The sequence below is a fragment of the Nocardia sp. XZ_19_369 genome, from assembly GCF_015355715.1.
Lineage (GTDB): Bacteria > Actinomycetota > Actinomycetes > Mycobacteriales > Mycobacteriaceae > Nocardia.
In genome coordinates this window covers 276,844-303,646 of record NZ_JACVED010000012.1, presented here as the reverse complement: position 1 = coordinate 303,646, position 26,803 = coordinate 276,844, and the positions used below count along the sequence as shown (strand labels likewise).

The window sequence follows — 26,803 nt, the reverse complement described above, 5'->3', positions numbered from 1 at the left end:
TCACGACTCCCCCTCCACCAGCAACTCCCCCACCATCCAGTCCGGTCTACTCACCTTTGCTTCTCCTTCTTTCGGATCCCGATGGCAGGTTTCTCGGATCGTGAGCCGTTCTTGCCCCGCTTCGCATCCCCGTTAACCCCATGCAACCCGTTGGCGGACGGGTGCTCGGGCTCGCCGTCCAGCCGGCGCCGCAGCACCGGCCCGATCGCGGCGAGCGATTCGGGTGCGGTCATCGCCGAGTGCCTGCACGGGAGTTCGTGGTCGTGCACGTCGCCGGTGACGAACGGCTGCCAGGCGAGAGCGCGGCGCTCCGGGTCGGCCCGGTTGATCTCGTCCGCGGCGGCGGTGAAGAACAGCAGGTCGCCGTCGAAGACACGAGGCCGGAAGCTGTGCGCGAGCAGGGTGCCGTTGGTGTAGCCGGCGTAGAGCCGTTCGAGGTGCTCGACGGTGAGCGCCGCGAACGGTCCCGGCCGCGTGCGCAGCAGCTCCGCCGCGTCGCGCAGGTTCATCGCCGGATCGATCGGTGTATCGAGCTGATCGCTGCCGAACTCCTCGATGATCTCGGCCACGCTGGGGATCGCGTGTTCGAGCCAGGCATCGGAGAGCCGGTAGCTGTCCATCATCGACAGCAGCGCGACCTGATCACCGGACTCCTGCAACCCCACCGCCACTTCGTGCGCGATGAGGCCGCCGAGCGACCAACCGAGCAGATGGTACGGCCCGGTCGGCTGGATCGACTTGATATGTGCCACATACTGTCCCGCGGCCTCGGCGATCGAGGCGAACCCGTCCTCGCCCGCGACGTGCGGCGCCTGCAACCCGTACACCGGACGGTCCGGCCCGAGGTGCGCGAGCAGCCCCGAGTAGCACCAGGCCAGCCCGATCGCCGGGTGGATGCAGAACAGCGGTGCCGCAGTGCCGGTCGGCCGGATCGGCAACACCGGCCCGAGCGCCGCCGCGATACCCGCACCCGAACCGTCGAGCCGCGCGGCGATGGCCGCCGGCGTCGCCTCGCCGAACATCAGCTGCACCGGCAGATCCAGGCCGTTCGCCCGCACCTGCGCAACAACTTTGGTGGCCAGCAGCGAGTTGCCGCCGAGCTCGAAGAACCCGTCGTCGGCGCCCACCACTTCCAAACCGAGCACCGCCGCGAACGCAGCACACAGCGCGACCTCCGTCGGCGTAGCTGGTGCCCGGTACCCCTCGGCGGCGGTGAACACCGGTTCCGGCAACGCTTTTCGGTCCAGCTTGCCGACCGGGCTGAGCGGTACCTCGTCGAGCAGCATGATCGATTGCGGCACCATGTAATTCGGCACCAGCCCGGCGACGTGGTCGGTGAGCTCGACCGCCGTCACTTCGACCCCGTTGCGCGCCTTGACATATGACACCAGCGCGGTGGTACCCGCGGGCGTGCGATGCCCGATGGTGGTGGCGAACTCCACCGCCTCGTGCCGCGCCAGCGCCGCGTCGATCTCGCCGAGTTCGATCCGGAAACCGCGGATCTTGACCTGATGATCGGTGCGGCCGACATACTCGATCTCCCGGCCCGAGCCCGTGCTGCGCCCCGCCGACAGCGAGGCCTGCCCGGCGCACCAGCGCACGAGATCGCCGGTCCGATACATCCGCTCCCCCGGCTTGCCATACGGGTTCGCGACGAACCGCTGCGCCGTGAGCCCCGGCCGATTCAGATAGCCACGCGCCAGCGCGGCGCCGGCCAGATGCAGCTCACCGGTGACACCCACCGGCGCGGGATGCAGGCGCGTGTCCAGGATCGTCGCATTGACCCCGCGGATCGGACCACCGATGGTGATCGGCCCACCCGGCGTCAACGGCTGCCCGATCACCGTGACGATGGTCGTCTCGGTGGGCCCGTACACGTTGTACAGGTTGCGGTTCGGCGCCCACCGCGTCACCAGGTCCGGCGGCAGCGCCTCGCCGCCGACCAGCACGTGCCGCAGCGAGGTGACCCCGGTCGGGTCCACCGTGCCCAGCGCCGAGGTGGTGATGAACGCGTGGGTGATCGCTTCCTCGATGAACACCGTGGCCAAGTCTTCCCCGCCGACCACACCGGGCGGCGTGATCACCAGCGTGGCCGCACCGCCGAGCGCGAACAGCAGATCGAGCATCGCCGCATCGAAGCTGGGCGTCGCGAAATGCAGTACACGGCAACCGGGTTGGACCTCGAACCGCTGCGCGGTCTCGGCGGCGAAGTTGGACAGACCACCGTGGGTGACCACCACGCCCTTCGGGGTCCCGGTGGAACCGGACGTGTAGATCACGTACGCCGGATTGTCCACCCGCAGCGGCGCAGTGCGCTCCGCCGCGGCGATCGGCGCATCCGACGTGTCGAGCACGACCCCGCGGAAGTGCGCGTCGTCCAGCACGATCCAGTCCACACCGTCGGGCAACTCGTCCCGATAGTCGCCGAGCGTGATGCCCAGTGCCGCATCGGAATCCGCCAGCATGTGCTCTATCCGATGCGCCGGGTACAGCGGATCGACGGGCACGAACGCGGCACCGGCCTTCGCGACCGCGAGCACCGTGGCCACCGACTCGACCGACCGTGGAATACCCAGCGCCACCAGCGTTTCCGGGCCGACGCCCTGCCGGATGAGCACCCGCGCCAACCGGTTCGTCCACCGGTCGAGCGCGTCATAGCTCACCTGAGTGTCCTCGGCGCGCAACGCGATCGCCTTGCGGTCGACGTTCACGGCCGCCTCGAACACCTCCGGGAAGGTGATCGGCCGGTCCGGCTCCGCACCGCGGACCGGAGCGAGCCCGGACCATTCGGCGGGATCCAGCAGCTCCAGATCACCCACGGCCGTAGTCGGATTCGCGGCGACGGCGGCGAGCAGCCTGGTCAGACGCTTGCCGAGCCGCAACGCCGTCTGCTCGTCGAACAGATCGCTCGCGTAGTTCACCGACAGCGTGATGCCCGCCGGATCCCGTTCCGGCGTCTGCGTTTCGGTGAGCGTGAACTGCAGATCGAACTTGGCGATACCGGTGTCCACATCGGCCGCCTCGATCCGCAGATCCGGCAGGTCGAGCCCGCGCACCGGCTGGTTCTGCACCGAGAGCATCACCTGGAACAGCGGGTGATGGGCCTGGGACCTGGCCGGATTCAGCACCTCGACCAGCCGCTCGAACGGCACGTCGGCGTGCGCGAACGCGTCGAGATCGGTGTCGCGGACGGTGTGCAGCAGATCGGTGAACCTGGCATCCGGATCGATCCGGGTACGCAGCACCAGCGTGTTGACGAACATGCCGATCAACCGGTCCAGCGCGGGGTGGCCGCGCCCGGCGATGGGCGTGCCGACGGTGATGTCGTCGCTGGCCGTCATCCGGTGCAGCAGCACCGCGAGCGCGGCGTGCAGCACCATGAACATGCTGACGTTGTTGCTGGTCGCCACGGTCCGCAGGGCCCGGTGCAGGTCCGCGTCGACCGCGCATTCGACCAGCCCGCCGCGGTAGGACGGCACCGGCGGGCGCCGCCGATCCGCAGGCACGGTCAACAGCTCGGGGCTGCCGTCCAGGGTGCGCCGCCAATAGTCCAGCTGGCGGCTCAGCACCGAGCCGGGATCGTGCTCGGCACCGAGCGCATCCTGTTGCCACAGTGTGTAATCCGCGTACTGCACCGTGAGCTCGGCCCACTCGGGCGTCCGGCCGGCGCAGGCCGCCCGGTAGGCGGTCGCCACATCGAGCGCCAACGGCTCGAGCGACCAGCCGTCCATCGCGATGTGGTGCACCACCAGCACAAGGACGTGCTCGTCGGACACCTCGGCCGGGTTCTGCACGCCGGTGTCACCGTAGGGCGACACCGAGATCAGCGCGGCCCGCATCGGCACCATGCCCGCCAGGTCGAATCCCGGTGCCGCGAAACGCCGTACCGCATCGTCGACCTCGCCCGGCGTGACCGTCGCGACGAACAGCGTGATCGCGGCGGCCGCCAGATCGAGCACCTGCTGGGCCGGCTCGCCGTTGGTCTCGGGGAACACGGTGCGCAGCGTCTCGTGCCTGGCCTGCACCGCGTGCAGCGCCATGACCAGCGCGTCCACGTCGAGCTTGCCGTTCATCCTGAGCACGACCGGCACGTTGTATGCACCCGCCGTCCCCTCGGCCGCCTCGCCGGATCCGTTGAACCTGTTGAGGAACCACAGCCGGCGCTGCGCCGCCGACAACGGAATCCGCTCGGGACGATGGCGACGCACCAAGGCCGGGCGCGCCTCCGCGCCACCGGGACCCGAGTCGAGCAGTGCCGCCAGCTCCGCCACCCGCGGCGCGGCGAACACGGTGCGCACCTCGAGCCGGATGTTCGTCGCCGCGGCCAGCCGCGCGACGAGTTGCGTTGCCAGCAGCGAGTTTCCGCCGATGTCGAAGAAGCTGTCGTCGGCGTGCACCGCGTCGACGCCGACCAGCTCCGCCATCACCTCGGCGACCAGCAGCTCCGATGCGGTCTCCGGCGCACGCGACGCGACGTCCGCGACGAGGCGGGGTTCGGGCAGCGCGGCGGTATCCAGCTTGCCCACCGGGGTCAGCGGGATGTGTTCCAGCACAGTGATACTCGCGGGCACCATGTGCGACGGCAACAGCGCGCCCACATGGGCGCGCACCGCCTCCACATCCACACCTGCGTGCTCGTCGGAGGGCTGCACGAACGATACGATCCGATCCACGCCCGCGATCTGCCGCACCTCGGTGTGCGCGAACCGCACGCCGGGATGCTCGCCGAGCGCGGCGGTGATCTCGCCGAGCTCGATGCGGAAACCGCGCACCTTCACCTGATGGTCGCTGCGGCCGAGGTAGCAGAGCTCGCCCGCGTTGTTCCAGCGCACCACGTCGCCGGTGCGGTACATCCGCGCGCCGGCCGGGCCGAACGGGTCGGCGACGAAACGTGCTGCGGTGAGGCCGAATCGGTCGAAGTAGCCGCGGGCCACGCCGTAGCCGCCGAGGTACAGCTCGCCGGGAACGCCGACCGGCACCGGCCGCAGCCGCTCATCGAGGACCAGTGCGCGGGCTCCGCGCACCGGCGTACCGATGGTGATGGGCCGATCGACCGTCATCGGGTCGGAGATGGTGATGACGATCGTCGTCTCTGTCGGCCCATATACGTTGTGCAGGTGGCGGTTCGGCGCCCACCGAGCCACCAGATCGGGTGCACACGCCTCACCGCCGACCATCAGCGAACGCAGATGCGACAGCGGCCAGCGGTCGTGGTCGATGGTGGACAGGGCAGCCGGGGTGATGAAGGCGTGGGTGATCCGCTCGCGTTCCAGCAGCGCGCCGAGTTCGTCGCCGCCGTAGATATCGGGCGGGCAGATCACCATCGTGGCACCGGATCCGATGGCCATCAGCAGCTCGAGCACTGCGGCGTCGAAGCTGGGAGAGGCGAAGTGCAGCGTGCGCGACTCGCGATCAACACGCATCCGGTCGCGCAGCTCGTCCGCGAAATTCGACAGCCCCGCGTGGGTGACCGCGACGCCCTTGGGCTTTCCGGTCGAACCCGAGGTGTAGATCAGGTAGGCCAGATCGTCCACCTCGATGGTGCACAGCCGGTCGAGGTCATCGACCAGCGCGTCGTCGTGGCTGTCCAGTTCAGCGGCGAAGTCGGGGTCGTCCAGCAGCACCCAGTCGGTGACCGGGCCGTCCGAGGCGGCCGCGTGCAGCTGCTCGGCATGCGCGGCGACGGTGACGCCGACCCAGCAGCCCGCGTCGGTGAGCATGTGCCGGATCCGGTCCGTCGGGTAGGTCGGATCGACCGGAACGAACGCGGCACCGGTCTTGACCACGGCGAGCACGGTGAGGACGGACTCGATCGAGCGGGTGAGCCCGAGCGCGACCCGGTCACCCGAGCCGATGTCCCGCGCGATGAGGGCGCGCGCCAACCGGTTCGAGCGGCGGTCCACCTCGGCATAGGTCAGCGTGGTGGTGCCCGACCGCAGGGCGGTGCGATGCGGGTGCATGTGCGCGGTCGCCGTGAAGTACGCGGGCAGCGTGCACTGCGGCATGGTCGCGCCGCCGGTCGCCGGGGCGAACAGGCGCCGTTCCCGCTCGGTGCGAGTGTCGATGTCGCGCACCAGGACTCGCGGATCGGCGGTGACCGCCGCGAGCACCCGCAGGAACCGGTCGGCCAGCGTGTGGATCGTCGATTCGTCGAACAGCTCTGCGGCGTAGACGAATTCGAAGGCCTGACCGGGCTCGCCGGGCCCCGCGTCACAGCCGATGTGGGCGACCCGCAACTCCAGGTCGAACTTGGCCAGCGCGATGTCGAGTTCCTCGGCGCGCAATGCGAGACCGGGCAACTCCAGCGTCGGGACGGGCCCGTCCTGCACGCTCAGCGCCACCTGGAACAGCGGGTGCCGTCCCGAACTGCGTGTCTCGCCGCCCAACTCCTCCACGATGCGCTCGAACGGAATATCGGCGTGCGCCATCGCGGCCAGCTCGGTGTCCCGATCGGCGCGCAGCAGTCCGGCGAAGGTGCGGTCCGGGTCGACATCGGAGCGCAGCACCAGCGTGTTCACGAACATGCCGACCAGCTCATCGAGTTTGGTGTCGGTACGGCCCGCGACCGGCGTGCCGATCACGATGTCGCGGCCACCGGTCACCGCGCGCAGCAGCACGGCGAGCGCAGAGCGCAGCACCATGAACATGCTGACGCCCTGGTCCCTGCCCAGTTCGGCGAGGGCGTGCTGAACCGGTTCCGGCACGGTGAATTTCACCGCGCCCGCCTGCTGGGTCGGTTCCGCGGGCCGTGGCCGGTCGTAGGGCAGCGGCAGTTCCGCGGGCAGGTCGGCCAGCGCGGTCCGCCAGTACTCGAGCTGGTTGCCCGCGAGGCTGCCCGGATCGTTCTCGTCGCCGAGGCAGGCACGCTGCCACAGCCCGAAGTCGGCGTACTGCACCGGAAGTGGCGCCCAGCCGGGGGCGGAGCCCTCGTGCCTTGCCACATACGCGGCGGCCAGGTCCCTGGTCAGCGGGCCGAGCGACCAGCCGTCGGCGGCGATGTGATGCACCACGATGCCGAGCAGGTAGCGCTCGGAACCCGTGCGCAGCAACGTCGTTCGCAGCGGGGTGTCGCGGACCAGATCGAAGCCGGTGTGCGCGAGGGCGCGCAACGCGGCCACCCCGCCCGCGTCGTCGGTGTCGATCGGCTCGACCGTCGGCAGCGCGCGGGCGGTCGCTAGCACCGACTGCTGGGCCCCGCCGTTGTCCTCCGGGAACACCGTGCGCAGCACCTCGTGCCGCTCCACCAGGTCGGTGAGCGCCGCACGCAGCGCGGGCACATCCAAATCGCCGGAGATTCGGATAACGAAAGCGATGTTATATGCGCTCGATTCGGGAGAATATCGATTGAGGAACCACAGTCGCTGCTGCGGCAGCGACAATGGAATGCGTCCCGGACGCGTGGTCTGCACAGCCAGCGCCAACCGCTGCGTCCGGGGCGCTTCCGTGAGCCGCTCGGCGACGCCCGCGACGGTCGGCGCCTCGAAGATCGCCCGCACCGGCAGGTCGACCCCGAATTCCGCGTGCAGTGCCGCGGCCAATCGGGTGGCCAGCAGCGAGTTGCCGCCGACATCGAAGAAGCTGTCCTCGGCGCCGGTGACCGGGCGCCCGAGGATGTCGCCGAACACCGCCGCGACACGCAACTCCAGCTCCGTGCTCGGCGCCCGGGTGGAGCCGATGGCCGCGAAAACGGGTTCCGGGAACGCCTTTCGGTCCAGCTTGCCCGCCGGGGTGACCGGCAGCTCGTCCAGCACGGTGACCGAAGCCGGCACCATGTATCCGGGCAACCGCTGACGCGCGGTCTCGATCACCTCCGCCGCCGTCACCGGCTCGTCCGCGGTCACATACGACGCCAGCCGCGGCTGACCCTGCTCGTCGGTGTGCACCACGGTGAGCGCGAAACTCACCCCGGGATGGGCGCGCAGCACGTGGTCGATCTCGCGCAGCTCGATGCGGAAGCCGCGGATCTTGATCTGGTCGTCGGCGCGGCCGAGGAAGCGCAGCTGTCCACCGGGCTCGACGACCACCAGATCGCCGGTGCGGTACATGCGCTCGCCCCGCCTGCCGTGCGGGTTGGCCGGGAAGCGTTGCGCGGTCAGGCTGTAGCGGCCGTGGTAGCCGCGCGCCAGGCCGGGGCCGGACAGGTACAGCTCGCCCGGCGTCCCCGGTGGCACCGGGTGCAGGCGGCCGTCCAGCACGAACAACCGCATGCCGCGGATCGGCCTGCCCAGCGGCACCGGACGACCCGGCACCAGCGGCCCGGTCGCGGTGGCCGCGACGGTCGCCTCGGACGGCCCGTACATGTTGTGCATGCGGTGCTCGACCGACCAGGTCTCCACCAGTTCCTCGGCGCACGCCTCACCGCCGACGATGACCGCCTCGAGCTCGTCGAGGCCCTCGGTGGGCACGGTGGCCAGCGCGGCGGGGGTGATGAAGGCGTGGGTGACCCGCTCCGCCCGCAGGAACGCGGCGAGCTCGCTGCCGCCGTACAGGTCGGCCGGGGCGACGACGATGGTCGCGCCCGCGGCGAACCCGAGCAGCAGCTCCAGCACCGACGCGTCGAAGCTAGGCGACGAGAAGTGCAGTGTCCGTGCCGAATCCGAGACGCCGAACAGATGCATCTGCTCGTTCGCCAGCGAGGCGAGCCCGGCGTGGGTGATCACCACGGCCTTCGGCGTGCCGGTCGAACCCGAGGTGTAGATCAGATAGGCCGGATGCACCGTGCACAGCGGGAGATGCCGATCGGCGTCGGTGATCGGCGCGCTGGTGTAGTTCAGGGATTCTTCGGCCAGCTCCGCGGAGCCGAGCACCAGCCAATCGACCGAGTGCTTGCGGTGCTTACCGCGCGGCGCGGGCCATTCGGGCATGGCCGCAAGGGATTTCGCGTCGGTCAGGCCAAGCATGGCGCCGGAGTCGCTGATCATGTGCGCGATCCGCTCGCCGGGGTAGCCCGGATCGATCGGCACATACGCCGCACCGGTTTTCGCGACGGCCCACACCGCGGTGATGGCGTCCAAGCCACGCGGCAGCGCGATCGCGACGACCACCTCGGGGCCCGCGCCGTGCTCGATCAGGGCGCGCGCCAGCGTGTTCGACGTCTCGTCGAGCTCGCGGTAGGTGGTGTCGGTGCCGAGGTAGCGCACCGCCACCGCATCCGGCAGCCGTTCGGCGGTGTCGGTGAGCAGCTGGGCCAGCGTGCTGAACGGCTCGGCGGGCGAGCCCGCGATCGGCACCAGGTTGGCGAGTTCGCGGCGGTCCAGGATGCTGAGGTCGCCGATCGGCAGGCTCGGCGCCGCGACCACGGTGTTGAGCACGGCAACGAAGCGGCGGGCGAAGGACTCGACCGTCGCCTTGTCGAAAATGTCGGTCGCATAACCGAATTCGGCGGTGAGCGGCCCGTCGGAGATGTCGTCGTGCACCACCAGTTGCAGGTCGAACTTGGCGATGTCGGAGACGATCGGCAGCACCTCGGCGCGCAGGCCGGACAGCTCGACACGCAGGTCCGGCGCGCGGTCGTAGGACAGCATCACCTGGAACAGCGGATGCCTGGCGGCGGAGCGCTCCGGGTTGACGACCTCGACCAGCCGCTCGAACGGCACGTCGGCGTTGGCGAAGGCGTTGAGGTCGGCCTCGCGCACCACGTCGAGCATGCGGTCGAAGCCCGCGGCGGGGTCCACCTCGGTGCGCAGCACCAGCGTGTTCACGAACATGCCGACCAGCTCGTCGAGCGCCGGATCAGAGCGGCCCGCGATCGGCGTGCCGATGGCGATGTCGGTGCTCGCGCACAGCCGCGAGAGCAGCGTCGCCAGCGCGGCGTGCAACACCATGAACATGCTCACGCCGCGGGAGGCCGCGAGTTCGCCTGCGGCACGCCGGATGTCCGGGGCGATGGTGAATTCGACCCGGGCGCCGGTGGTGGAGCGGCGCAGCGGGCGCGGGCGGTCCAGTGGCAGGTCGAGCTGGTCCGGCAGCCCGGCCAGCGCCGAACGCCAGTGGGTCAGTTGGGCACTCAGCGCACTGGCCGGATCCGCTTCGTTGCCGAGCAACTCGCGCTGCCACAGCGCGAAGTCGGCGTACTGCACGGGCAGCGGTGTCCACTGCGGCGCAACACCTTCGCTTCGCGCCGAGACCGCGGTCATCAGATCCCGGGCCAGCGGCGCGATCGACCAGCCGTCGCCGCAGATGTGGTGCAGCACAAGGAGAAACACCCACTGGTCCGGCCCGGTGGTGTAGAGCGCCACCCGGATCGGCGCCTGGATGCGCAGATCGAAGCCGTAGCCGGCGAACTCGGTGGCCAGCGCCGCGACGTCGGCGCCGGTGGCGTCGATCGGGTCGAGGGTGAGCGGGATCTCGGCGGCCGGATGGATCAGCTGGCACGGCCCGCCCGCCACCTCCGGGAAGGTGGTGCGCAGGCTCTCGTGCCGTTCGATCACGTCGATCAGCGCGGCGCGCAATGCGTCGACGTCGAGTGCGCCCTCGATCCGGACGGCCAACGGCATGTTGTACGCCGCGGCATGTTCGGCGAACCTGTTCAGGATCCACAGCCGCTGCTGGGCGAGCGACAGCGGAATCCGTTCCGGCCGTTCGCCCGCAACCAGCTTCGGCGAGGCGACGTCGGTGGTGTGCGTGGCGAAGCACTCGGTGAGCGCGGCGATGGTCGAGGCCTCGAACAGGTCGCGGATGGTGAGACCGGTGCCGAGCGCGGCATTGATCCTGGCCACCGCGCGGGCGGCGATCAGCGAGTTGCCGCCGAGGTCGAAGAAACTGTCCTCGACACCGAAGTCGTCGGTGCCGAGCACTTCGGCGAAGATGCCTGCGAGTACCCGCTCCACCTCGGTGCGCGGCTCCGCGGTGGACCTGCTTGCCGAGCGCGAGCCCACCACCGGGGCGGGCAGCGCCTTGCGATCGATCTTGCCGTTGGCGCTGAGCGGCAGCTCGTCGAGCTCCATCAGCGCGGACGGCACCATGTACGCGGGCAGGGTGCGACGCAGCGCGGTCAGCAGCGCGGCCGTGTCGATCCGGGACACCGGATGCGGTGCGCTGGCCGACGGGGTCGGCGGCCGGTACTCCTCGGCGTCCGGGGTCGCGACGACGTAGGCGACCAGTTCGTCGCCGTTGCGCCCGGTATGTGCCACGCAGACCGCCCTGGCCACTCGGTCGTCGGCGAGCAGTGCCGCCTCGATCTCGCCGAGTTCGATACGCAGGCCGCGGATCTTCACCTGGAAGTCGCTGCGGCCCATGTACTCCAGCACGCCGGGGCGCTCGGCCGAGAGCTGCCAGCGGGCCAGGTCGCCGGTGCGATACATGCGGGCACCCGGGGTGAACGGGTTGGCCACGAAGCGGTCGGCGGTGAGCCGTGGCTGGCCGAGATAGCCGCGGGCCAGCTGCACGCCGGCCAGATACAGCTCGCCGACGACGCCGGGCGGCACCGGTCGCAGCCGGGCGTCGAGCACGTAGGTCTGGGTGTTCCAGACCGGCGAGCCGATCGGCACGCTCGCCGGGTCGGCGGGGCACGGCCAGTAGGTGACGTCGACCGCGGCTTCCGTTGGGCCGTAGAGGTTGTGCAGCGCTGGGTGGTGCCTGGGGGCGGCAGCCTGCGCGGTGTGCGATGGGCTGGGGACGGTAGCCGTCGGGATCGGTGAGCGCAGCGCGGCGTAGAAGTCGCGGACTGTCGCTGCGGGCAGCGCCTCACCGCTGCAGAACACCTGACGCAGCGCCGTGCAACCGCGCACATCGGTGTCGGTGACGAACACCGACAGCATGGACGGCACGAAATGCGCAGTGGTGATGTGCTTTTCGGTGATGAGCCGGGCCAGATAGCCGGGGTCCCGATGCCCGTCGTGCTCGGCGACGACGAGCCGCGCGCCGATCTGCAAGGGCCAGAAGAACTCCCACACCGAGACGTCGAAAGTCGCCGGGGTCTTCTGCAATACCGCGTCGGTGTGGTCGAGCGGGTACTCGTGCTGCATCCAGCGCAGCCGGTTGACGATCGCGGCGTGAGTTACGCCGACGCCCTTGGGTTTTCCGGTCGACCCGGAGGTGAAGATGACGTAGGCCAGGTGGTCGGCCCGCAACGCGGCGATGCGGTCCGCGTCGGCGATCGGGGCACCGTCGAAGCCCGACAGGTCGACCGCGTCGATGGCCAGGCTGCCCACGGACAGGGTCAGCGCGTCGCGGTCCGCGGTCAGCACGCAGACCGGTGCGGCCTGTCGCACGATCTGCTCGATGCGCTCGGCCGGGTGCTCGGGGTCCAGCGGCAGGTAGGCCGCGCCGGACTTGACGATCGCGTACATGCCGACGACGAGTTCGATGCTGCGCCGCAGGCACAGCGCGACCACCGTCTCTGGGCCCGCGCCGCGGGTGATGAGCAGCCGGGCCAGCCGGTTGGCGCGGTCGTCGAGCTCGGCGTAGGTGACCGACTCGTCGCCGAATTCGAGGGCGACGGCGTCGGGGCAGCTCGCGGCCCGCTCGGCGAACAGGCTCGCGAGCGTGCCGAGGTGCGGCGGGGTCTCGGTGGCGTTCCAGTCGTAGAGGACCCGGCTGCGTTCGGCCGCGGTGATCGCGGTGAGCGTCTCCGCGAGGGTGTCCGGCGCGGCGGTGAGGAAGCGGGTGAGGAAATCGAGGTAGCGGTCGTGGTGGGTGGCCACCTCGGTCTCGCTGTAGAGCCGCGCGTTGGCCTCGAAGTCGACGTGGATGCGGTTGCCGACACCGTTGTACAGGTTGATCGACAGGTCCTCGACCGGGCCGGTGGCCAGCACGTTCAGCGAGCCGACCAGGCTGCCGAACTTCAGCTCGTTGTGGAACAACATGATGTTGACCATCGGGCCGAAGAAGCCGCGCGCGTCGCGGGAGTAGCCGCAGTCGCGGCGGATGTCGTCGTGGCGGTAGCGCTGATGTCTCAACGCGCCGGTGATCTGCAGTTCGGTGGCCTTGACCACGTCGGCGACGGTGGTGTCGGCGGTGAACTTCAGCCGGATGGGCACCACATTGGACACCACACCGGCCGAGCGCCGCAGCGACACGGTGGTGCGCGCGGAGACCGGCAGGCTCAGCACCACATCCGGATTGCCGGTCACCGACCGCACGTACGCGCCGAGGGCGGCAACGAACAGCGCCGAGTTGGCGGTGCCGAAGGATGCGGTCGCCTCGTTCATCGCGGACTGGCACCGGTCGTCGAGCACACCGGTGGCGGTGCGCCTGCCCGCCTCGTGCGTCGCGGCGGTGACGGTGGCGCCGCTGAGGCTCATCGGCTCGCCCGCGCCCGCCAGCTGCTCGAGCCAGTAGTCCCGGTCGGCGCGGAACCGGCTGGAATCGCGGTAGCGCAGCTCGTCGGCGTACATCTCGACCAGCGGGGTGGCCCGCGAGGCCACCGGCTCGGTGTGGTTCTCCACCGCGGTGTAGATCTCGGCGGTGCGGGTGAGCGCGTTCATCGCGCCGTAGCCGTCGATCACGATGTGATGGGCACGGGCGTACCAGATGTAGTCCGAGTCTCCGGTCCGCAGCACCACATTGGTGGTGAGCGGATCGTGCTCCAGATCGATCGGCGAGCTGGCGTGCTCGTTCATCCAGCGCAGCGCCGCCGCCTTCGGATCGGCCTCGGCGCGCAGGTCGAGCCGGGCCCAGCCGGGGCGGCGCGCGGTGTCGACGCGCTGATGCGGGATGCCGTCGATCTCCAGCAGCCGCACGTGCCCGACCTGAGTCTCGGCGCCGAAACGCTCGATCGCGTAGAGCAGCCGCCCGACATCCAGGTCACCGTGGATCTCCACATACTGGGCGATGGTCAGCGGCACATCCGGGCGGATTCGCTGCGCGTACCAGAGCGCCGTTTGCGCCGGCGACAAAGCGAACGGTTGTGCCGAAAATTCGCCGGATGAACATTGGTCGACGCGGTCCGTGGCCAATGAACTCATCAATCACTCCGTTCTGCCTCTGTTGACGCAACTCCCCTAGCAACCGCCGCACGACAGGCGCGCAGGCGCCGATCATGGACGGGATCCACGACAGATGATTCGGAGCGTCGGAACGGGCGGATTGCCGCCGTGTTGGATTTGTTTCACATCCAACGCCGTTGGCACACCGTGACTTTGACCAGCTACATCCTCGCGAACCGGGCGATTGGGGCACGCGCCTCGGAAAAAGGCCAGGAAGATAGGTGACGCGACAAGAAAACGGCCGCGTACCCCATCGGTTTCGGCGAATGATGCGCTACATCACAATATGGCTACAGCTGCCACAGAAAATACCGAGTGTTCGGTCCGTATTCGGGCCGGTCAGGAAACGGGCTGCCCGATCTCGGGGCGCGGGGCAGCCGCGGTGTGCGCCCGCCGCCGCCGAACCACGGCGGTCACGAGGGCGGCGGCGGTCAGCACGACGAAGACGACCTCCGGCGCGGGACCGACGCGAGTCGCGAGTGTGTTGCTGGTGCGCAACGGTAGATCGGCGACCAAGGCGGCGGGCACGAACTGCGGGGTCTCCTGCCGCACGCTGCCGTCGGCGGCGATGATCGCGCTCACCCCGGAGGTCGCCGCGACAACAAGGGCGCGGCCGTGCTCGACGGCGCGGATGCGCGACATGGCCAGCTGCTGGTAGGTCATCTCGCTGTCGCCGAAGGTCGCGTTGTTCGTCGGCACGGTGAGCAGCTGGGCGCCCGCGCGCATCGCGTCCTCGAAGGCGCGGTCGAAGGCAACCTCGTAGCAGGTCGCGACGCCGATATCGATGCCCGCGGCGTGCACCACGCCGTCGCCGTGGCCGGGCACGAAATATCCGGCGCGGTCGGCGTATTCGGAGAACAGGCGGAAGAACGAGCGCATCGGCAGGTACTCACCGAACGGCTGGATGATCTTCTTGTCGTGCCGCTCCCCCGGGCCCGCCACACCGTTCCACACGATCACCGAGTTGGTCGTGGTGCGATCGCCGTTCACCAGCACCGCCCCGACCAGAATCGGCGCGCCGATCTGCTCGGACGCCTCGGTGATCAATGTCGCGGCGTCGGCATTGCGCAGCGGGTCGATATCGGAGGAGTTCTCCGGCCAGATCACCACATCCGGCTTCTTCGCCTGGCCCGCCTCCACCGCACGCGCCAGTTCTTTGGTGCGGCGCACGTGGTTGTCCAGGACGGCGCGGCGTTGCGCGTTGAAGTCGAGTCCGAGGCGCGGGACGCTGCCCTGGATCGCGGCCACCGTGATGGTGCGGTCGCCGCGATCCGGGTCGGGTAGTGCGGAGCTGAGGAGCAGGCCGGCGACCGGCATGAGGACCACCGTGACCGCGGCGGTGATCAGTGCGGTGCGAGCGCTAGGAGTGTCCGCTATCTTCGGGGTCTGGTCGGGGGTATGGCTCGCGATGTCAGAGCTGCGCGCGGTAACGCCTTCGGTCGACGCGGCGTTATTCGACTCCAGGGGAACATCATCCGAACCAGCCGTGGAATGGTGCGCTTGCCGTGTCGACCACGCAGCCGAAATCAGCGCCGCGGCACCGGTTCCGGTGAGGGCTACGGCGAAGCTGACCAGCGGTGCGCCGCCGAGCGAGGCGAGCGATAGGAACCATCCGTCGGCCTGGCCGAATGCCAAACGGCCCCACGGGAACCCACCGAACGGAAAGCTGGACCGAGCCCACTCCGCGGTCGCCCACGCCAGCGCCACCCACAGCGGCCAGCCGGGCATTCTGCCCAAAAGCCGCGCCATCAGCCCGAATAACCCGACGTACACCGCGCACACCGTCGAAAGCGCCAGCCACGGCAGCGGTCCGACGTAGATCCCGGTCCACGGCAACAGCGGGACGAAAAACGCGAGACCGGCCAGCAGCCCGTACCCGAACCCGCCGCGCAGCCGTCCGCTGCCGCGCACCGTCAGCGTGAGCACCGTAATGCCCAGCGGCGCAAGGAACCACCACGGTCGGGGCGGAAAGCTGCCGAACAGCAACAGTCCGGCCAGTATCGCCGCCACCGACCGCCACAGCACGGGGTACCGGTCCAGCGCGGCCGATAGTCGTTCACCGGAGGACAACCCCGCTGCGTTACCTCGATGGTCTGATGTCATCCCGGGCACGGCGCGTTCACGCCTCATGGATGACGACTCCGCGGTGCACGGTGCGCAGGCAGTTCGGCAGGGGCGCGTCCGGTGCCAAGCGTGGTAGGCCGGGGACGCGGGATCTGGGGTCGGTGGACCAGCGTTGGACGGTGTCGGCGGCGGCCGCGACGACGAGTTCGTCGGCGTCCCAGACCGCGTAGGAGGCGGGGGCGCCGGGGACGAGGGTGCCTGCGATGCCGTCGCGGACGCCGCCCGCGCGCCAGGCGCCCCGGGTGGCGGCGGCGAAGGCGGCGCGGGGAGACAGGCCGTGACCGGGGGTGCGGTGGTTGACCGCGGCACGGATGGCGGACCAGGGGTCCATGGCGGTGACGGGTGCGTCCGAGCCGATGGCGAGGGAGATGCCCGCGGCGGCCATGGCGGCGAACGGGTTCAGTGCGGCGGCGCGTTCGGCACCGAGGCGGGCGGCGTACATGCCGGCGGTGCCGCCCCATGCCGCGTCGAAACCTGGTTGCACGCTGGCGATTACGCCCCAGGAGGCCAGTTTGGCGATCTGGTCGGCGTCGAGGAGTTCGGCGTGTTCGACGCGGTGGCCGCGGGCGGCGACGGCGGGGCCGCCGAATTCGCTGACCACGCGGTCGAATCCGGTGATGATCGCGTCCATGGCGGCGTCGCCGATCACGTGGAAACCGGCTTGGATGCCCGCCTCGGTGCAGGCGCGCAGGTGGGCGGTGATGGTGTCGGCGTCGAGGTAGGCGCGGCCGGTGCCCGGGTCGTCGGCGTAGGGGTCGCGCAACCAGGCGGTGTGGGATCCGAAAGAGCCGTCTACGAACAGATCTCCGCCGAGGGCGTGCACACCGAGTTCGGCGACCAGCGCGCGAGCCTCGTCCGCGCTGGCGACGGCTTCACCCCAGTACGCCCGCACCTCCACGCCGTGCTGGAAGTCGAGCAGTTCGCGAATGTCGGTGCGGCCCGCGATTTCCGGTCCGCCGCATTCGTGTACCGCGACGATGCCGTGCGCGGCGGCGTGGTCCAGCGCCGCGGTCCTGGCCCGATCTCGTTGTGCCCGATCGAGTTCCGCGAGCACCGCGGTACGCACCAGGTGGTGGGCGGTGGCTCGCACCGGTTCGCCGCGGGTGAAGCCGTCGGCGGCGGTGACCTGCGGCAGGGTGTCGAGCAGGGCCGAGGACACCACGGCCGAGTGCGCGTCCACCCGGGACAGGTACACAGGCCGTGCGCCCGCGGCCTTATCGATCTCCGCGATGGTGGGCGGGCGCCCCTCCGGCCAGGTGGTTTCGTCCCAGCCGTCGCCGAGGATCGCACCGGTGGGCTGCGCGGCCGCGAAGTCGCTCAGCAGTGTCAGGCACTGCTCGAGCGAACGGGCCGCAGACAAGTCGAGTCCGGTGAGCTTCAGTCCCAGCGCGGTGACGTGCACGTGCGGGTCGACGAAGGCCGGCGCCACGAACGCCCCGTCCAGGTCGATGACCTCGGCGTCCGGGTGCAGTGCCCGGCCGGGCTGTTCGGCGCCAAGCCAGACCACGGTTCCGTCGGTGACCGCCATCGCGGTCGCGTCCGGGGAACTGGAGCTGTAGAAGCGGCCGCCGATCAGCAACTGGGTATGCACGAGGCACCAGTCTGCCGTATGCCTGTTTCAGGCGTTCAGGTCAGCCGTTCAGTACGGGGTGCGGCACCGTGTCCTCGGGGCACGCCAGCACCGTCATCACTTCGGCGAAGCGCGACGGTCCCGGATTCGAGCCGGATCGACACCCCGCTTCGATGGCGATCAGTTCCAGCCGCAGCGCGGCGGCGGTGAATCCGGAGATCGACTGTCCGGCAGCAGCCGCAGCTTTCTTGACCGCTGCGGCTAGCTCCTCGCTCACCGTGATGGTGAGTTGCTCGGTGGCCATCGCGCCACCATAGCCCTGTTTCGCGCGGATCCCTAGCGCGCTGGCGTGCCTTTACTACCCGTTGGTAATCGCGAGACTAGGACTTGGTAATCGCGCGGTGCGCGTTGCCTTGTCCGTCGTCGTACCACTGCTGCACCACAACGCCGTCGACCACCTGATCACCGTCGATCACCACACCGCGATACGGAGCCGCGGCCGCCAGCTTGGCGAACCGTCGTGCCGCGAACGCGGTAAGCAGCGGACGCGCCAGCATCCGGGTCGGCGGCAACAGCAGCAGCAGGCCGAACAGCGAGGTGACCAGTCCGGGCACGAACATCAGCACCCCGCCCGTCGCGACGAGCGCGCCGTCGGCGACCGCGGTACCCGGCGCGATCTCGCCGCGCCCGGCCCGGCGGAACTGTTCGAACACCCGCCGTCCCTGCGCGCCGACGAGCAGCATGCCCGCCGTCGATCCGGCGATCAGCAGCAGGATGGCGGGAATCACGCCGAGCCACTGGCCGACGGCGACCAGCGCGGCGATCTCGGTGACCACGTAGAGCACGAATACCAGGACGGGCATGGCGATCCTTTCGGACGATCTACTGGTTGCAACGTCCGGCGGCTCAATTTTTCTCCCGAATCCGCCTGAGAGCCCGCTGAGATCCGGTTCGGGTCAGCCCGGGCCGACCGTCGACTTGCGCATCCCGGTGTCGTAGATGTCGTTGGCGATGTCGAGTCCGAGGGCCAGGCCGCCGATGCCGAACAGCCTCGGCGCGAAATCGAATTCCCAGTGCACACCGAGCCAGACCCGGCTGCGTCCGTTCTCCACGATCATCTGCCAGAGCCCCTCGGGGAAGCTGCGGACGTGGCGCGGGCGCACGGTGCCGGTGTTGTCGGTGGTGACGCCGTTCAATTCGTCGGACACGAACGTGAGGCCGTCGGCGAGATCGTCCGGATTCCGGTCGTCCTCGGCGATGCCGTAGAACCGCCGCACGATGTGCAGCGCCGCCGCGCCGAATGTCGCATGCCCGGAGGGATAGGCAGGGAAATTCGGTGTGAAGTTCCGATTGGTCGAATTCGACGCCGGTGCGCCCATCGGCAACCAATCCAGCTGGGTATCGGTCCCGATGCCGTTGTCGCCTGCGCTGGCACCCGGTCCCATCGCCGGGGCGTGTTCCCGAATACCGACCACGGGGCGCCACAGGTCGTGCAGGTATTTCTGTTCCCAGGAAAGGATTCCCGCGTCGGCCATGGCGACATTGATCAGCGCGAACAACCGCGCGTTCTCCTGCGTCGAATTGTTCCGGTTTTCGGCCACCGTGCGCACGATCTGGTTGTAGAGACGCGGCGGTGTGCCGATACCGTTCGCTCCGTCGTAGGCCCAGAACAGGCCGATCAGCGTCCGTTCCTCGGTGCGGCGCTGACGGTCCGGCGGCAGACCCTCGATGAGGAACGAGGGCAGCGTGCCCAGCAGGTCGGGGGCGATTCCGGTGACGCGGACGATCCGTTGCGTCTCGAGGTACTCCGCGCCGTCGCCGTCGGGTGGCGGCGCGTTCCGGTGCCGTTCGGAGGCGGAGAACAGCTTGGATCGTGCGCCGTAGAACGGGCCGTGGAAGCCCTGACCAGGATTGAACGGGTCCACCCGGTGGTGGAAGCGCTCGGGCGAGGGCTGGTATCCGGCGCCGCTCGCATCCGGGTCGTCGGCACGGTCGGCCAGGATCCGTTCGGCGACGAGGCGGCCGAACGCCAGTCCTTCGGCGACCCCCGGACCGCTCAGTCCCGCCTCCTCCAGCGCCTGATCGAACGCCGCGCGCTGACTCGGGAACAACGACGTCAACGTCGAATGCGCCGCACCGGCCACCGCGGCATCGGCGTTCGCGCCCGGTGGCGCCGGCGGGAGATCCGGGAGGTACGGCGGGTACTGCGCGCTGTCGCCGAGTACTCCGATGTAGCCGTCGTACATTGCCAGGTGCACGATCCCCAACGCCCGCGCACTGAGCGGCGGGCCCGTCTGTTCGTTGAAGCCGTTGCTGTGGCTGATTCGATTCGCTTCCAGCGCGACGGCATTCCAATAGAAAATAGAATCCATGACTTCCCCCTGAAGTTTGTACTGTTCAGTCCAGCACTCGAGTACTTCCGGGGACAGCCCGAAATGGTCGGGGCATCGTGCGTTTTGCTACGGAGTTGTGGGCATCAGCCGCCGGGGCGTACCAATCCGGTCTCGTAAGCCAGCACCACAGCCTGAACCCGATCGCGCAGACCGAGTTTCGTGAGCACCCGGCCGACATGAGTTTTCACCGTGGCCTCGGAAAGGAAGAGCTGCTCGGCGATTTCGGCATTCGAACGGCCCGCGGCGATCTGCTCGAGCACCTCGCGTTCGCGCGCGGTGAGCACCTCCAGGACACCGGGGTCGCGCATGCGTGCCGGATCCTCGGCAATCAGCCGATCCAGCAGGCGCTTGGTCACTTTCGGCGACACCACCGCGTCGCCCGCGGCGACACTGCGGATGGCGGAGATGAGATCCTCCGGCGGCGTGTCTTTCAGCAGGAAGCCGCTGGCCCCCGCGCGCAACGCACCGAGGGCGTGTTCGTCGAGATCGAAGGTGGTCATCACCAGCACCCGGCAGCCGTGGCCCGCGTCGACGATCCGCGCGGTCGCGGTCACCCCGTCCACTACGGGCATCCGCACATCCATCAGCACCACATCGGGCCGCAGCTCCGCCGCCCGGCTCACCGCGGCCGCCCCGTTCGCCGCCTCCCCGATCACCTCGATGTCGGGGTGCGCACCGAGCACCATCTTCAGCCCCATACGCATGAGTTCCTGGTCATCCACAACGAGAACGGTGATCGGCACGCCCCCAATCTAACGTGCCACGACGACGCACCCGCTCGCCCGCCGCGCACGGTTCCGGCCGGCACACCCGAATCTGCTGGCAGTGTCATGCGCGGCGGGCAATCGTGCGCCCGAGGGCGCGGCGGCCCGGCTGGTCGCGCGACGAGCGGAAGGCAGCGCGGCGCAACTACTCCGGGAGGCCGGGCTCCAGCGGGATGGTCGCGTGCACCCGCCAGGCACCGTCGGCGGCGCGGCCGGTTTCCAAGGTGCCGCCGAGGACCGCGATACGTTCGCGCATGCCGACCAACCCCATGCCGCCGCCTTTGAACCGCATGGACGGCTCGTCGAGCGGGACACCGCCGGTGTCGCTGATGTCGATGGTCACGTCGGCGTCGCGGCGGCGGATCTGCACCCAGGCCTTGGGGTGCGGGCCGGCGTGCCGCAGCGTGTTGGTCAGTGATTCCTGCACGATGCGATGAACGCCGAGGCTGACTTCGGGTGCGATGTCGTCGAGTTCACCGGTCAGCTCGAGTTCCACGGCCAGGCCGGTGCCGCGCATCATCTCGACCACCCGCGCCAGGCCCGCGGTCCCGTGCTGCGGCAACTGGTCGGGGGCGTGCTCGGTGCGCAAAAGCGCGACGGTTCTGCGTAATTCGCGCAGTGCCTCCCGCCCGGTGCTCGCGATCGTGCTGAGCGCCTGCTCGGCCGCGTCGGGATCGCGGCGCAACGCGTAGCGGGCACCGTCCGCCTGCACGATGATCACACTCACCGCGTGCGCGACGACGTCGTGCAGTTCCCGCGCGATCCGGGTGCGCTCGGCGGAGACTGCGTCGTGGGCGCGCCGCTCCTTGTCGTAGTCGGCGACCGCCAGCCGTGCCGCGACTTCGGTGTCGTAAGCGTGCCGGGCCCCGATGAATTCGGCCAGCGTCCAGCACAACGCGAAGAACATGATGGTGAAGATGACGTCGCTGCCGGACCTGACGACCTCCGCCGCGTACGACAGCGCAGTGTCCGCGACCAGACCCGCCGCAAACCACAGACCCTCCCGCCGCCCGACATAGGCGACCAGCGTGTACAGCATGATGCCGAGGCTGAACAACGTGATGTGCTCGACCTTTTCGTCGCCCACCACGTACTGCACCGCGCTCGCGGTGAACGACAGCAGCAACGACGCCACCGCCATCGCCCGCGGATACACCCGCCGGAACACCACCGGAACCGGCAACCACAACCCGATGGCGAGCGAAGCGACCTTGTGCTCCGCATTGGCGGCACCGAGGATCTCGAGCGCCAACAGGACAATCGCCAGCATCGAATCCGCAACGATGGGCTTGCCACGAAGCCACAGACTGAACCGGCGCACGCCCTCAGCCTAGGTCGACCGAGCGGTTTCGCCTGGCACCCGCCCCGCGCGACGCCGTCGACCATGCCGCTCGAGGCCGGGCGGAACCGCCCGAGCGACGCGGTCGGTCCGAGTCCGCCGCCGCACTGGACTGCTCACTGGACTTGGATATCCGATCTGGTTGGCTCACCGACGTGCAGATCGGTGATTGGGCAGTTCTTTTGACGGCGGCGACGGCCGCCGGCTGGGTGGACGCGGTGGTCGGTGGCGGCGGATTGATCATCCTGCCGACGCTGTTCCTGGTCGCGCCGACGATCACACCGCAGACCGCGCTCGGCACCAACAAGCTGGCGGCGGTCGCGGGCACCGGCGCGTCGGTGGTGACCTTCGCTCGGAAGGTGCCGTTGCGCTGGCGAGTGCTGCTGCCCGCGGCCATGATCGCCGCCGTCACCGCCGTGATCGGCGCGGCCGCGGTGTCGTTGATCGACCGCGAGCTGTTCATCCCCATCGTGATGGTGGTGCTCGTCGCCGCCGCGGTGTTCGTCACGCTGCGCCCGTCGATCGGCGTCACACTCGCGACGCATCCGCCGACGCGCCGCAAGTTCATCCTCACCATCGCGGTGGCCGCAGGCCTGGTCGGCCTCTACGACGGCCTGCTCGGTCCCGGCACCGGCACCTTCCTCATCATCACCTTCGCCACCCTGCTCGGCACCGAGTTCGTCCGGGCCGCCGCGATGGCGAAGGTGATCAACTGCGGGTCCAACGTCGGCGCGCTGATCTTCTTCGGCGCCACCGGCAACATCCTGTGGGCGCTCGGCGCGGCCATGGCGGTCGGCAATGTGGCCGGCGCGATCGTCGGCTCGCACATGGCGTTGCGCAACGGCGCGAAGTTCGTCCGCGTCGTGCTGCTCGTGGTGGTCGTCGGGATGGTGATCCGGTTGGGGTGGCAGCAGTTCGGTTGATCAGCCCCTGGTTTCGACCTGGGAGGCCAGCCACGGCTTGAGCACCCGCGAGGTCGTCTCGTGGATGCGCCGGTGCAGCCGCTCGCCGTCCTCGGCGCCGTTCAACGGCTGCTGGAACAGCACGGTGAGCGCACCCGAGACAGCACCGACTACCGCACCGACCAGCGCCGCGGCCCCGACCTCGTCCAGTTCGGCCGGAAACGCCACGTGTAGCTGGCGGGCGATCTCGCGCTGCGCGACCAGCTGCGCGTGCGCGGCCCGCCCGCTCACCGAGGGCACCGTGCGCGACACCTGCGCGCGCAGCGCGGCGATCCGGGCGTTCAGGTCGTCGACGAGATGCTCGCCGGGATTGTCACCGGCCGCACGCAAGGCCCGTAGCAGCACCTCGACCGGTCGCTCCCCCGGCCGCCTGCTGCCGATCGCAGCCACCGCGGCCCGCACGCGCTCGTCCGTCTCCGGGAAAAGTAGCTCTTCCTTGCTGGCGAAGTAGTTGAAGAAGGTGCGGGTCCCGACATCGGCTACCGCAGCGATGTCGGCCACCGTAGTTTCTTCATAGCCTCTCGTCTCGAACAGCTGTACGGCTGCCTCGAGCAGCGCTCGGCGGGTACGTTCGCGTTTACGGTCACGAAGGGCGGATGGCGGCACGCGGGCACAGTACGGCATTTCGCGAGGCAGACGCGGTAGGCGCTGGTTTCGCGCGTGCCGTTCCCGCCGCCCACCCTCCGTTCTTTCACGCTGCGCCACTGTGCATTACGTGCTGGTTTGCAGGCGCTGCAAACTCGCACGGCGTGTAATCCGGGTAGGCGCAAGTCCTCTCGGATGGAACCGACTAGGTTGGACCGGGTGAGCATCGCGACTTCCAAGGATGTGGACGCCGAGTTCCTCGACCTCCCACTGGCCGCGCTGGCCGAGGCCGCGTTGACCGCGGCGAAGGCGGCCGGCGCCCACCATGCCGATCTGCGGGTGCATCGGCTGGTCACCCAGTCGATCCGGCTGCGCGACGGGCGGGTCGAGTCGATTACCGACAACGCCGAGCTCGGCTTGGCGGTCCGGGTGATCGTCGACGGCACGTGGGGCTTCGCCTCCCACGCCGCGCTGACCCCCGCGACGGCGGTGGAGGTGGCCCGCCGCGCGGTGACGGTCGCGACGACCTTGCGCGCGCTCAACCGCGAGCGAGTCGAGCTCGCCGACGAGCCGATCTACGACAACGTGCGCTGGGTATCGGCCTACGACCTGGATCCGTTCACCGTGTCGACCGCCGACAAGGTCGATCTGCTGCAAGACTATTCGGGCCGCCTGTCCAGCGCGGACGGCGTCGACCACGTCACCGCGTCGGTGCTGCAGGTGAAGGAACAGACCTTCTACGCCGACACCGCGGGCTCGTCCATCACCCAGCAGCGGGTCCGGCTGCACCCGCAGTTGGAGGCGACCACCGTCGATTCCTCGGCGGGCGTGTTCGAGACCATGCGCACGCTGGCGGCACCGGTGGGTCGCGGCTGGGAGTACGTCACGGGCGCCGACGGCACCTGGGACTGGGCCGACGAACTCGCGCACATCCCGGAGTGGCTCGCCGAGAAGGTGAAGGCGCCGACGGTCACCCCCGGCCCGACCGATCTCGTGATCGACCCGACCAATCTGTGGCTGACCATCCACGAATCCATCGGCCACGCCACCGAATACGACCGGGCCATCGGCTACGAATCCGCCTACGCGGGCACCTCGTTCGCCACACCGGACAAGCTCGGCAAGCTCCAGTACGGCACGCCGATCATGCACGTCACCGGCGACCGCACCGAGGCGCACGGCCTGGCCAGCATCGGCTACGACGACGAAGGCGTCGCCGGGCAACGCTGGGACCTGGTGCGCGACGGCATCCTGGTCGGCTATCAGCTGGACCGGGTCTTCGCGCCGCGCCTGGGCCTGGACCGTTCCAACGGCTGCTCCTACGCCGACTCCGCGCACCACGTGCCGATCCAGCGGATGGCGAACGTCTCGCTGCAACCCGACCCCGAGCACGACACCAGCACCGCCGAACTCATCTCCCGGGTCGACAACGGCATCTACATCGTCGGCGACAAGTCGTGGTCGATCGACATGCAGCGCTACAACTTCCAGTTCACCGGCCAGCGCTTCTTCCGCATCCGCGACGGCAAGCTCGACGGCCAGCTGCGCGACGTCGCCTACCAGGCCACCACGACCGACTTCTGGGGTGCCATGGAAGCCGTCGGCGGACCGTCCACCTGGCAGCTCGGCGGCGCCTCCAATTGCGGTAAGGCCCAGCCCGGCCAGGTCGCGGCGGTGAGCCACGGCTGCCCGTCGGTGCTGGTGCGCGGCATCAACATTCTCAATACCCGGACGGAGGCGGGCCAATGACCGCGCTTATTCCTGCGGGCGAGGTCGTCGAACGCGCGCTCGCCCTGTCCCAGGCCGACGAGGCGATCGTGCTCGTCACCGATTCGCACGACGCGTCGCTGCGCTGGGCCGGAAACTCGATGACCACCAACGGATCCTCGGTGTCGCGCGGATGGTCCGTTGTTTCGATCTTCCGCGACGAGGCCGGCGCGGCGCGCGTCGGCACCATCGGCTCGACCAGCGTCGACCCGGCCGAGATCGAAGCGGTGGTGCGCAAGAGCGAGGCGGCGGCACGCACCGCCGAACCCGCCCGCGACGCGATGCCGCTGCTGGATTCGGACGTGCCCGCCGACGACTGGGCGGCCGCCCCCGGTAGCACCGACATCGAGGCGTTCACCGATCTCGCGCGCGGCCTGTCCGCCGGTTTCGACGGCAGCGACCGCCTCTACGGGTTCGCCCACCACACGGTGCAGACGATCTGGCTGGGTTCCTCGACCGGTCTCCGGCGCCGCTTCGTGCAGCCCACCGGTTCGGTGGAGATCAACGGAAAGCGCGGCACGGGAAGCGATCTCGCCAGCGCCTGGGTCGGCGTCGGCACCCCCGACTTCACCGATGTCGACGTGCCGGGCCTGCTCACCGAGCTGTCCCGGCGACTGGACTGGGCCAAGCGCAAGGTCGAACTGCCCGCCGGCCGCTACGAGACCCTGCTGCCGCCCTCGGCCGTCGCCGATCTGATGATCTATATGAACTGGGAGATGGAAGGTCGCGGTGCGCACGAAGGCCACACCGCCTTCTCCCGGGCCGGCGGCACCCGAATCGGCGAGCGGCTCACCGACATTCCGCTGACGCTGTACTCCGATCCGAAGGCCACCGGACTCGAGTACTGCCCGTTCGTCGCGACATCCTCGTCGTCCCAAGCGGTGTCGGTGTTCGACAACGGCCTGTCCGCCGACCGGGTCGACTGGGTGCGCGAGGGCGTCATCGAATCGCTGGTCTACCCGCGCGCCGCCGCCACCGAATTCGGTACCGCCCCTACGGTTCCCGGCGACAACCTGCTACTCACCGGCGGTTCCGGCGCCACCCTCGACGAGATGATCGCGGGTACCGAGCGCGGCTTACTGCTCACCACGCTCTGGTACATCCGCGAGGTCGACCCGGCCAGTCTGCTGCTCACCGGGCTGACCCGTGACGGTGTCTACCTCGTCGAGAACGGTGCAGTGACCGCCGCGGTCAACAACTTCCGGTTCAACGAGAGTCCGCTGGATCTGCTGCGCCGGGTCACCGAAGCGGGCGCCACCGAGGTCACGTTGCCGCGCGAGTGGAAGGACTGGTTCACCCGAACGGCCATGCCGCCGTTGCGGATTCCAGACTTCCACATGTCCTCGGTCAGTCAAGCGACCTGACTCGGGT

General features: G+C 69.5%; 12 protein-coding genes. 3 read left to right on the top strand and 9 right to left on the bottom strand.

The features are described 5' to 3' along the window. Nucleotides 1-50: 50 nt before the first annotated feature. The 8 genes from IBX18_RS37505 to IBX18_RS37470 all read right to left on the bottom strand — a co-directional run bounded on the left by IBX18_RS37505 (nt 51) and on the right by IBX18_RS37470 (nt 22,100). Nucleotides 51-13,907, bottom strand: a complete 13,857-nt coding sequence (locus IBX18_RS37505; protein WP_194838156.1) for a non-ribosomal peptide synthetase — start codon at nt 13,905-13,907, stop codon at nt 51-53. Between the two features lie 360 nt (nt 13,908-14,267). Next, complete coding sequence (gene lnt, locus IBX18_RS37500; protein WP_228542364.1) at nt 14,268-16,058, bottom strand: apolipoprotein N-acyltransferase; 1,791 nt, start codon at nt 16,056-16,058, stop codon at nt 14,268-14,270. Next, nucleotides 16,048-17,643, bottom strand: a complete 1,596-nt coding sequence (locus tag IBX18_RS37495) for an amidohydrolase (protein WP_194838155.1) — start codon at nt 17,641-17,643, stop codon at nt 16,048-16,050. Before IBX18_RS37495 ends, lnt begins: the two co-directional genes overlap by 11 nt. Before the next feature lie 40 nt (nt 17,644-17,683). Continuing rightward, the gene (locus IBX18_RS37490; RefSeq protein ID WP_135231752.1) at nt 17,684-17,926 is read right to left on the bottom strand and encodes a ribbon-helix-helix protein, CopG family; all 243 of its coding nucleotides are present in this window, start codon (nt 17,924-17,926) and stop codon (nt 17,684-17,686) included. A 76-nt stretch (nt 17,927-18,002) separates the two neighbouring features. After that, nucleotides 18,003-18,485, bottom strand: a complete 483-nt coding sequence (locus IBX18_RS37485) for an FxsA family protein (RefSeq protein WP_194838154.1) — start codon at nt 18,483-18,485, stop codon at nt 18,003-18,005. A gap of 93 nt (nt 18,486-18,578) precedes the next feature. Then, nucleotides 18,579-19,994 (bottom strand): vanadium-dependent haloperoxidase, encoded by a 1,416-nt coding sequence (locus IBX18_RS37480; RefSeq protein WP_194838153.1) that lies wholly within the window; start codon nt 19,992-19,994, stop codon nt 18,579-18,581. A gap of 104 nt (nt 19,995-20,098) precedes the next feature. Beyond that, nucleotides 20,099-20,758 (bottom strand): response regulator transcription factor, encoded by a 660-nt coding sequence (locus IBX18_RS37475; protein ID WP_107657642.1) that lies wholly within the window; start codon nt 20,756-20,758, stop codon nt 20,099-20,101. 166 nt (nt 20,759-20,924) lie between these two features. After that, complete coding sequence (locus IBX18_RS37470) at nt 20,925-22,100, bottom strand: histidine kinase (RefSeq protein WP_306796576.1); 1,176 nt, start codon at nt 22,098-22,100, stop codon at nt 20,925-20,927. A gap of 173 nt (nt 22,101-22,273) precedes the next feature. On the opposite strand from IBX18_RS37470, the gene IBX18_RS37465 reads away from it, so the two are divergent. Continuing rightward, nucleotides 22,274-23,041 carry a TSUP family transporter gene (locus IBX18_RS37465; RefSeq protein ID WP_194838189.1) on the top strand — a complete coding sequence of 256 codons (768 nt, stop codon included), beginning with the start codon at nt 22,274-22,276 and terminating at the stop codon, nt 23,039-23,041. On the opposite strand, the gene IBX18_RS37460 is transcribed toward IBX18_RS37465, so the two are convergent. Continuing rightward, nucleotides 23,042-23,581: a TetR/AcrR family transcriptional regulator gene (locus IBX18_RS37460; protein ID WP_240772256.1), complete on the bottom strand. Its 540-nt coding sequence runs from the start codon at nt 23,579-23,581 to the stop codon at nt 23,042-23,044. It lies immediately after the preceding gene. A 279-nt stretch (nt 23,582-23,860) separates the two neighbouring features. On the opposite strand from IBX18_RS37460, the gene IBX18_RS37455 reads away from it, so the two are divergent. Together IBX18_RS37455 and IBX18_RS37450 are read left to right on the top strand one after the other, a co-directional pair. Further along, nucleotides 23,861-25,414, top strand: a complete 1,554-nt coding sequence (locus IBX18_RS37455; protein ID WP_373889261.1) for a TldD/PmbA family protein — start codon at nt 23,861-23,863, stop codon at nt 25,412-25,414. Beyond that, nucleotides 25,411-26,796, top strand: coding sequence for a metallopeptidase TldD-related protein (locus IBX18_RS37450; RefSeq protein WP_194838152.1), 1,386 nt, complete (start codon nt 25,411-25,413; stop codon nt 26,794-26,796). Before IBX18_RS37455 ends, IBX18_RS37450 begins: the two co-directional genes overlap by 4 nt. Nucleotides 26,797-26,803: the final 7 nt, after the last annotated feature.

Coding starts and splice junctions, on each gene's coding strand:
- IBX18_RS37490 (WP_135231752.1), bottom strand. CDS start 17,926: ATGGCCACCGAGCAACTCACCATCACGGTGAGCGAGGAGCTAGCCGCA.
- IBX18_RS37485 (WP_194838154.1), bottom strand. CDS start 18,485: ATGCCCGTCCTGGTATTCGTGCTCTACGTGGTCACCGAGATCGCCGCG.
- IBX18_RS37455 (WP_373889261.1), top strand. CDS start 23,861: ATGGAACCGACTAGGTTGGACCGGGTGAGCATCGCGACTTCCAAGGAT.
- IBX18_RS37450 (WP_194838152.1), top strand. CDS start 25,411: ATGACCGCGCTTATTCCTGCGGGCGAGGTCGTCGAACGCGCGCTCGCC.
- IBX18_RS37480 (WP_194838153.1), bottom strand. CDS start 19,994: ATGGATTCTATTTTCTATTGGAATGCCGTCGCGCTGGAAGCGAATCGA.
- lnt (WP_228542364.1), bottom strand. CDS start 16,058: ATGAGGCGTGAACGCGCCGTGCCCGGGATGACATCAGACCATCGAGGT.
- IBX18_RS37505 (WP_194838156.1), bottom strand. CDS start 13,907: ATGAGTTCATTGGCCACGGACCGCGTCGACCAATGTTCATCCGGCGAA.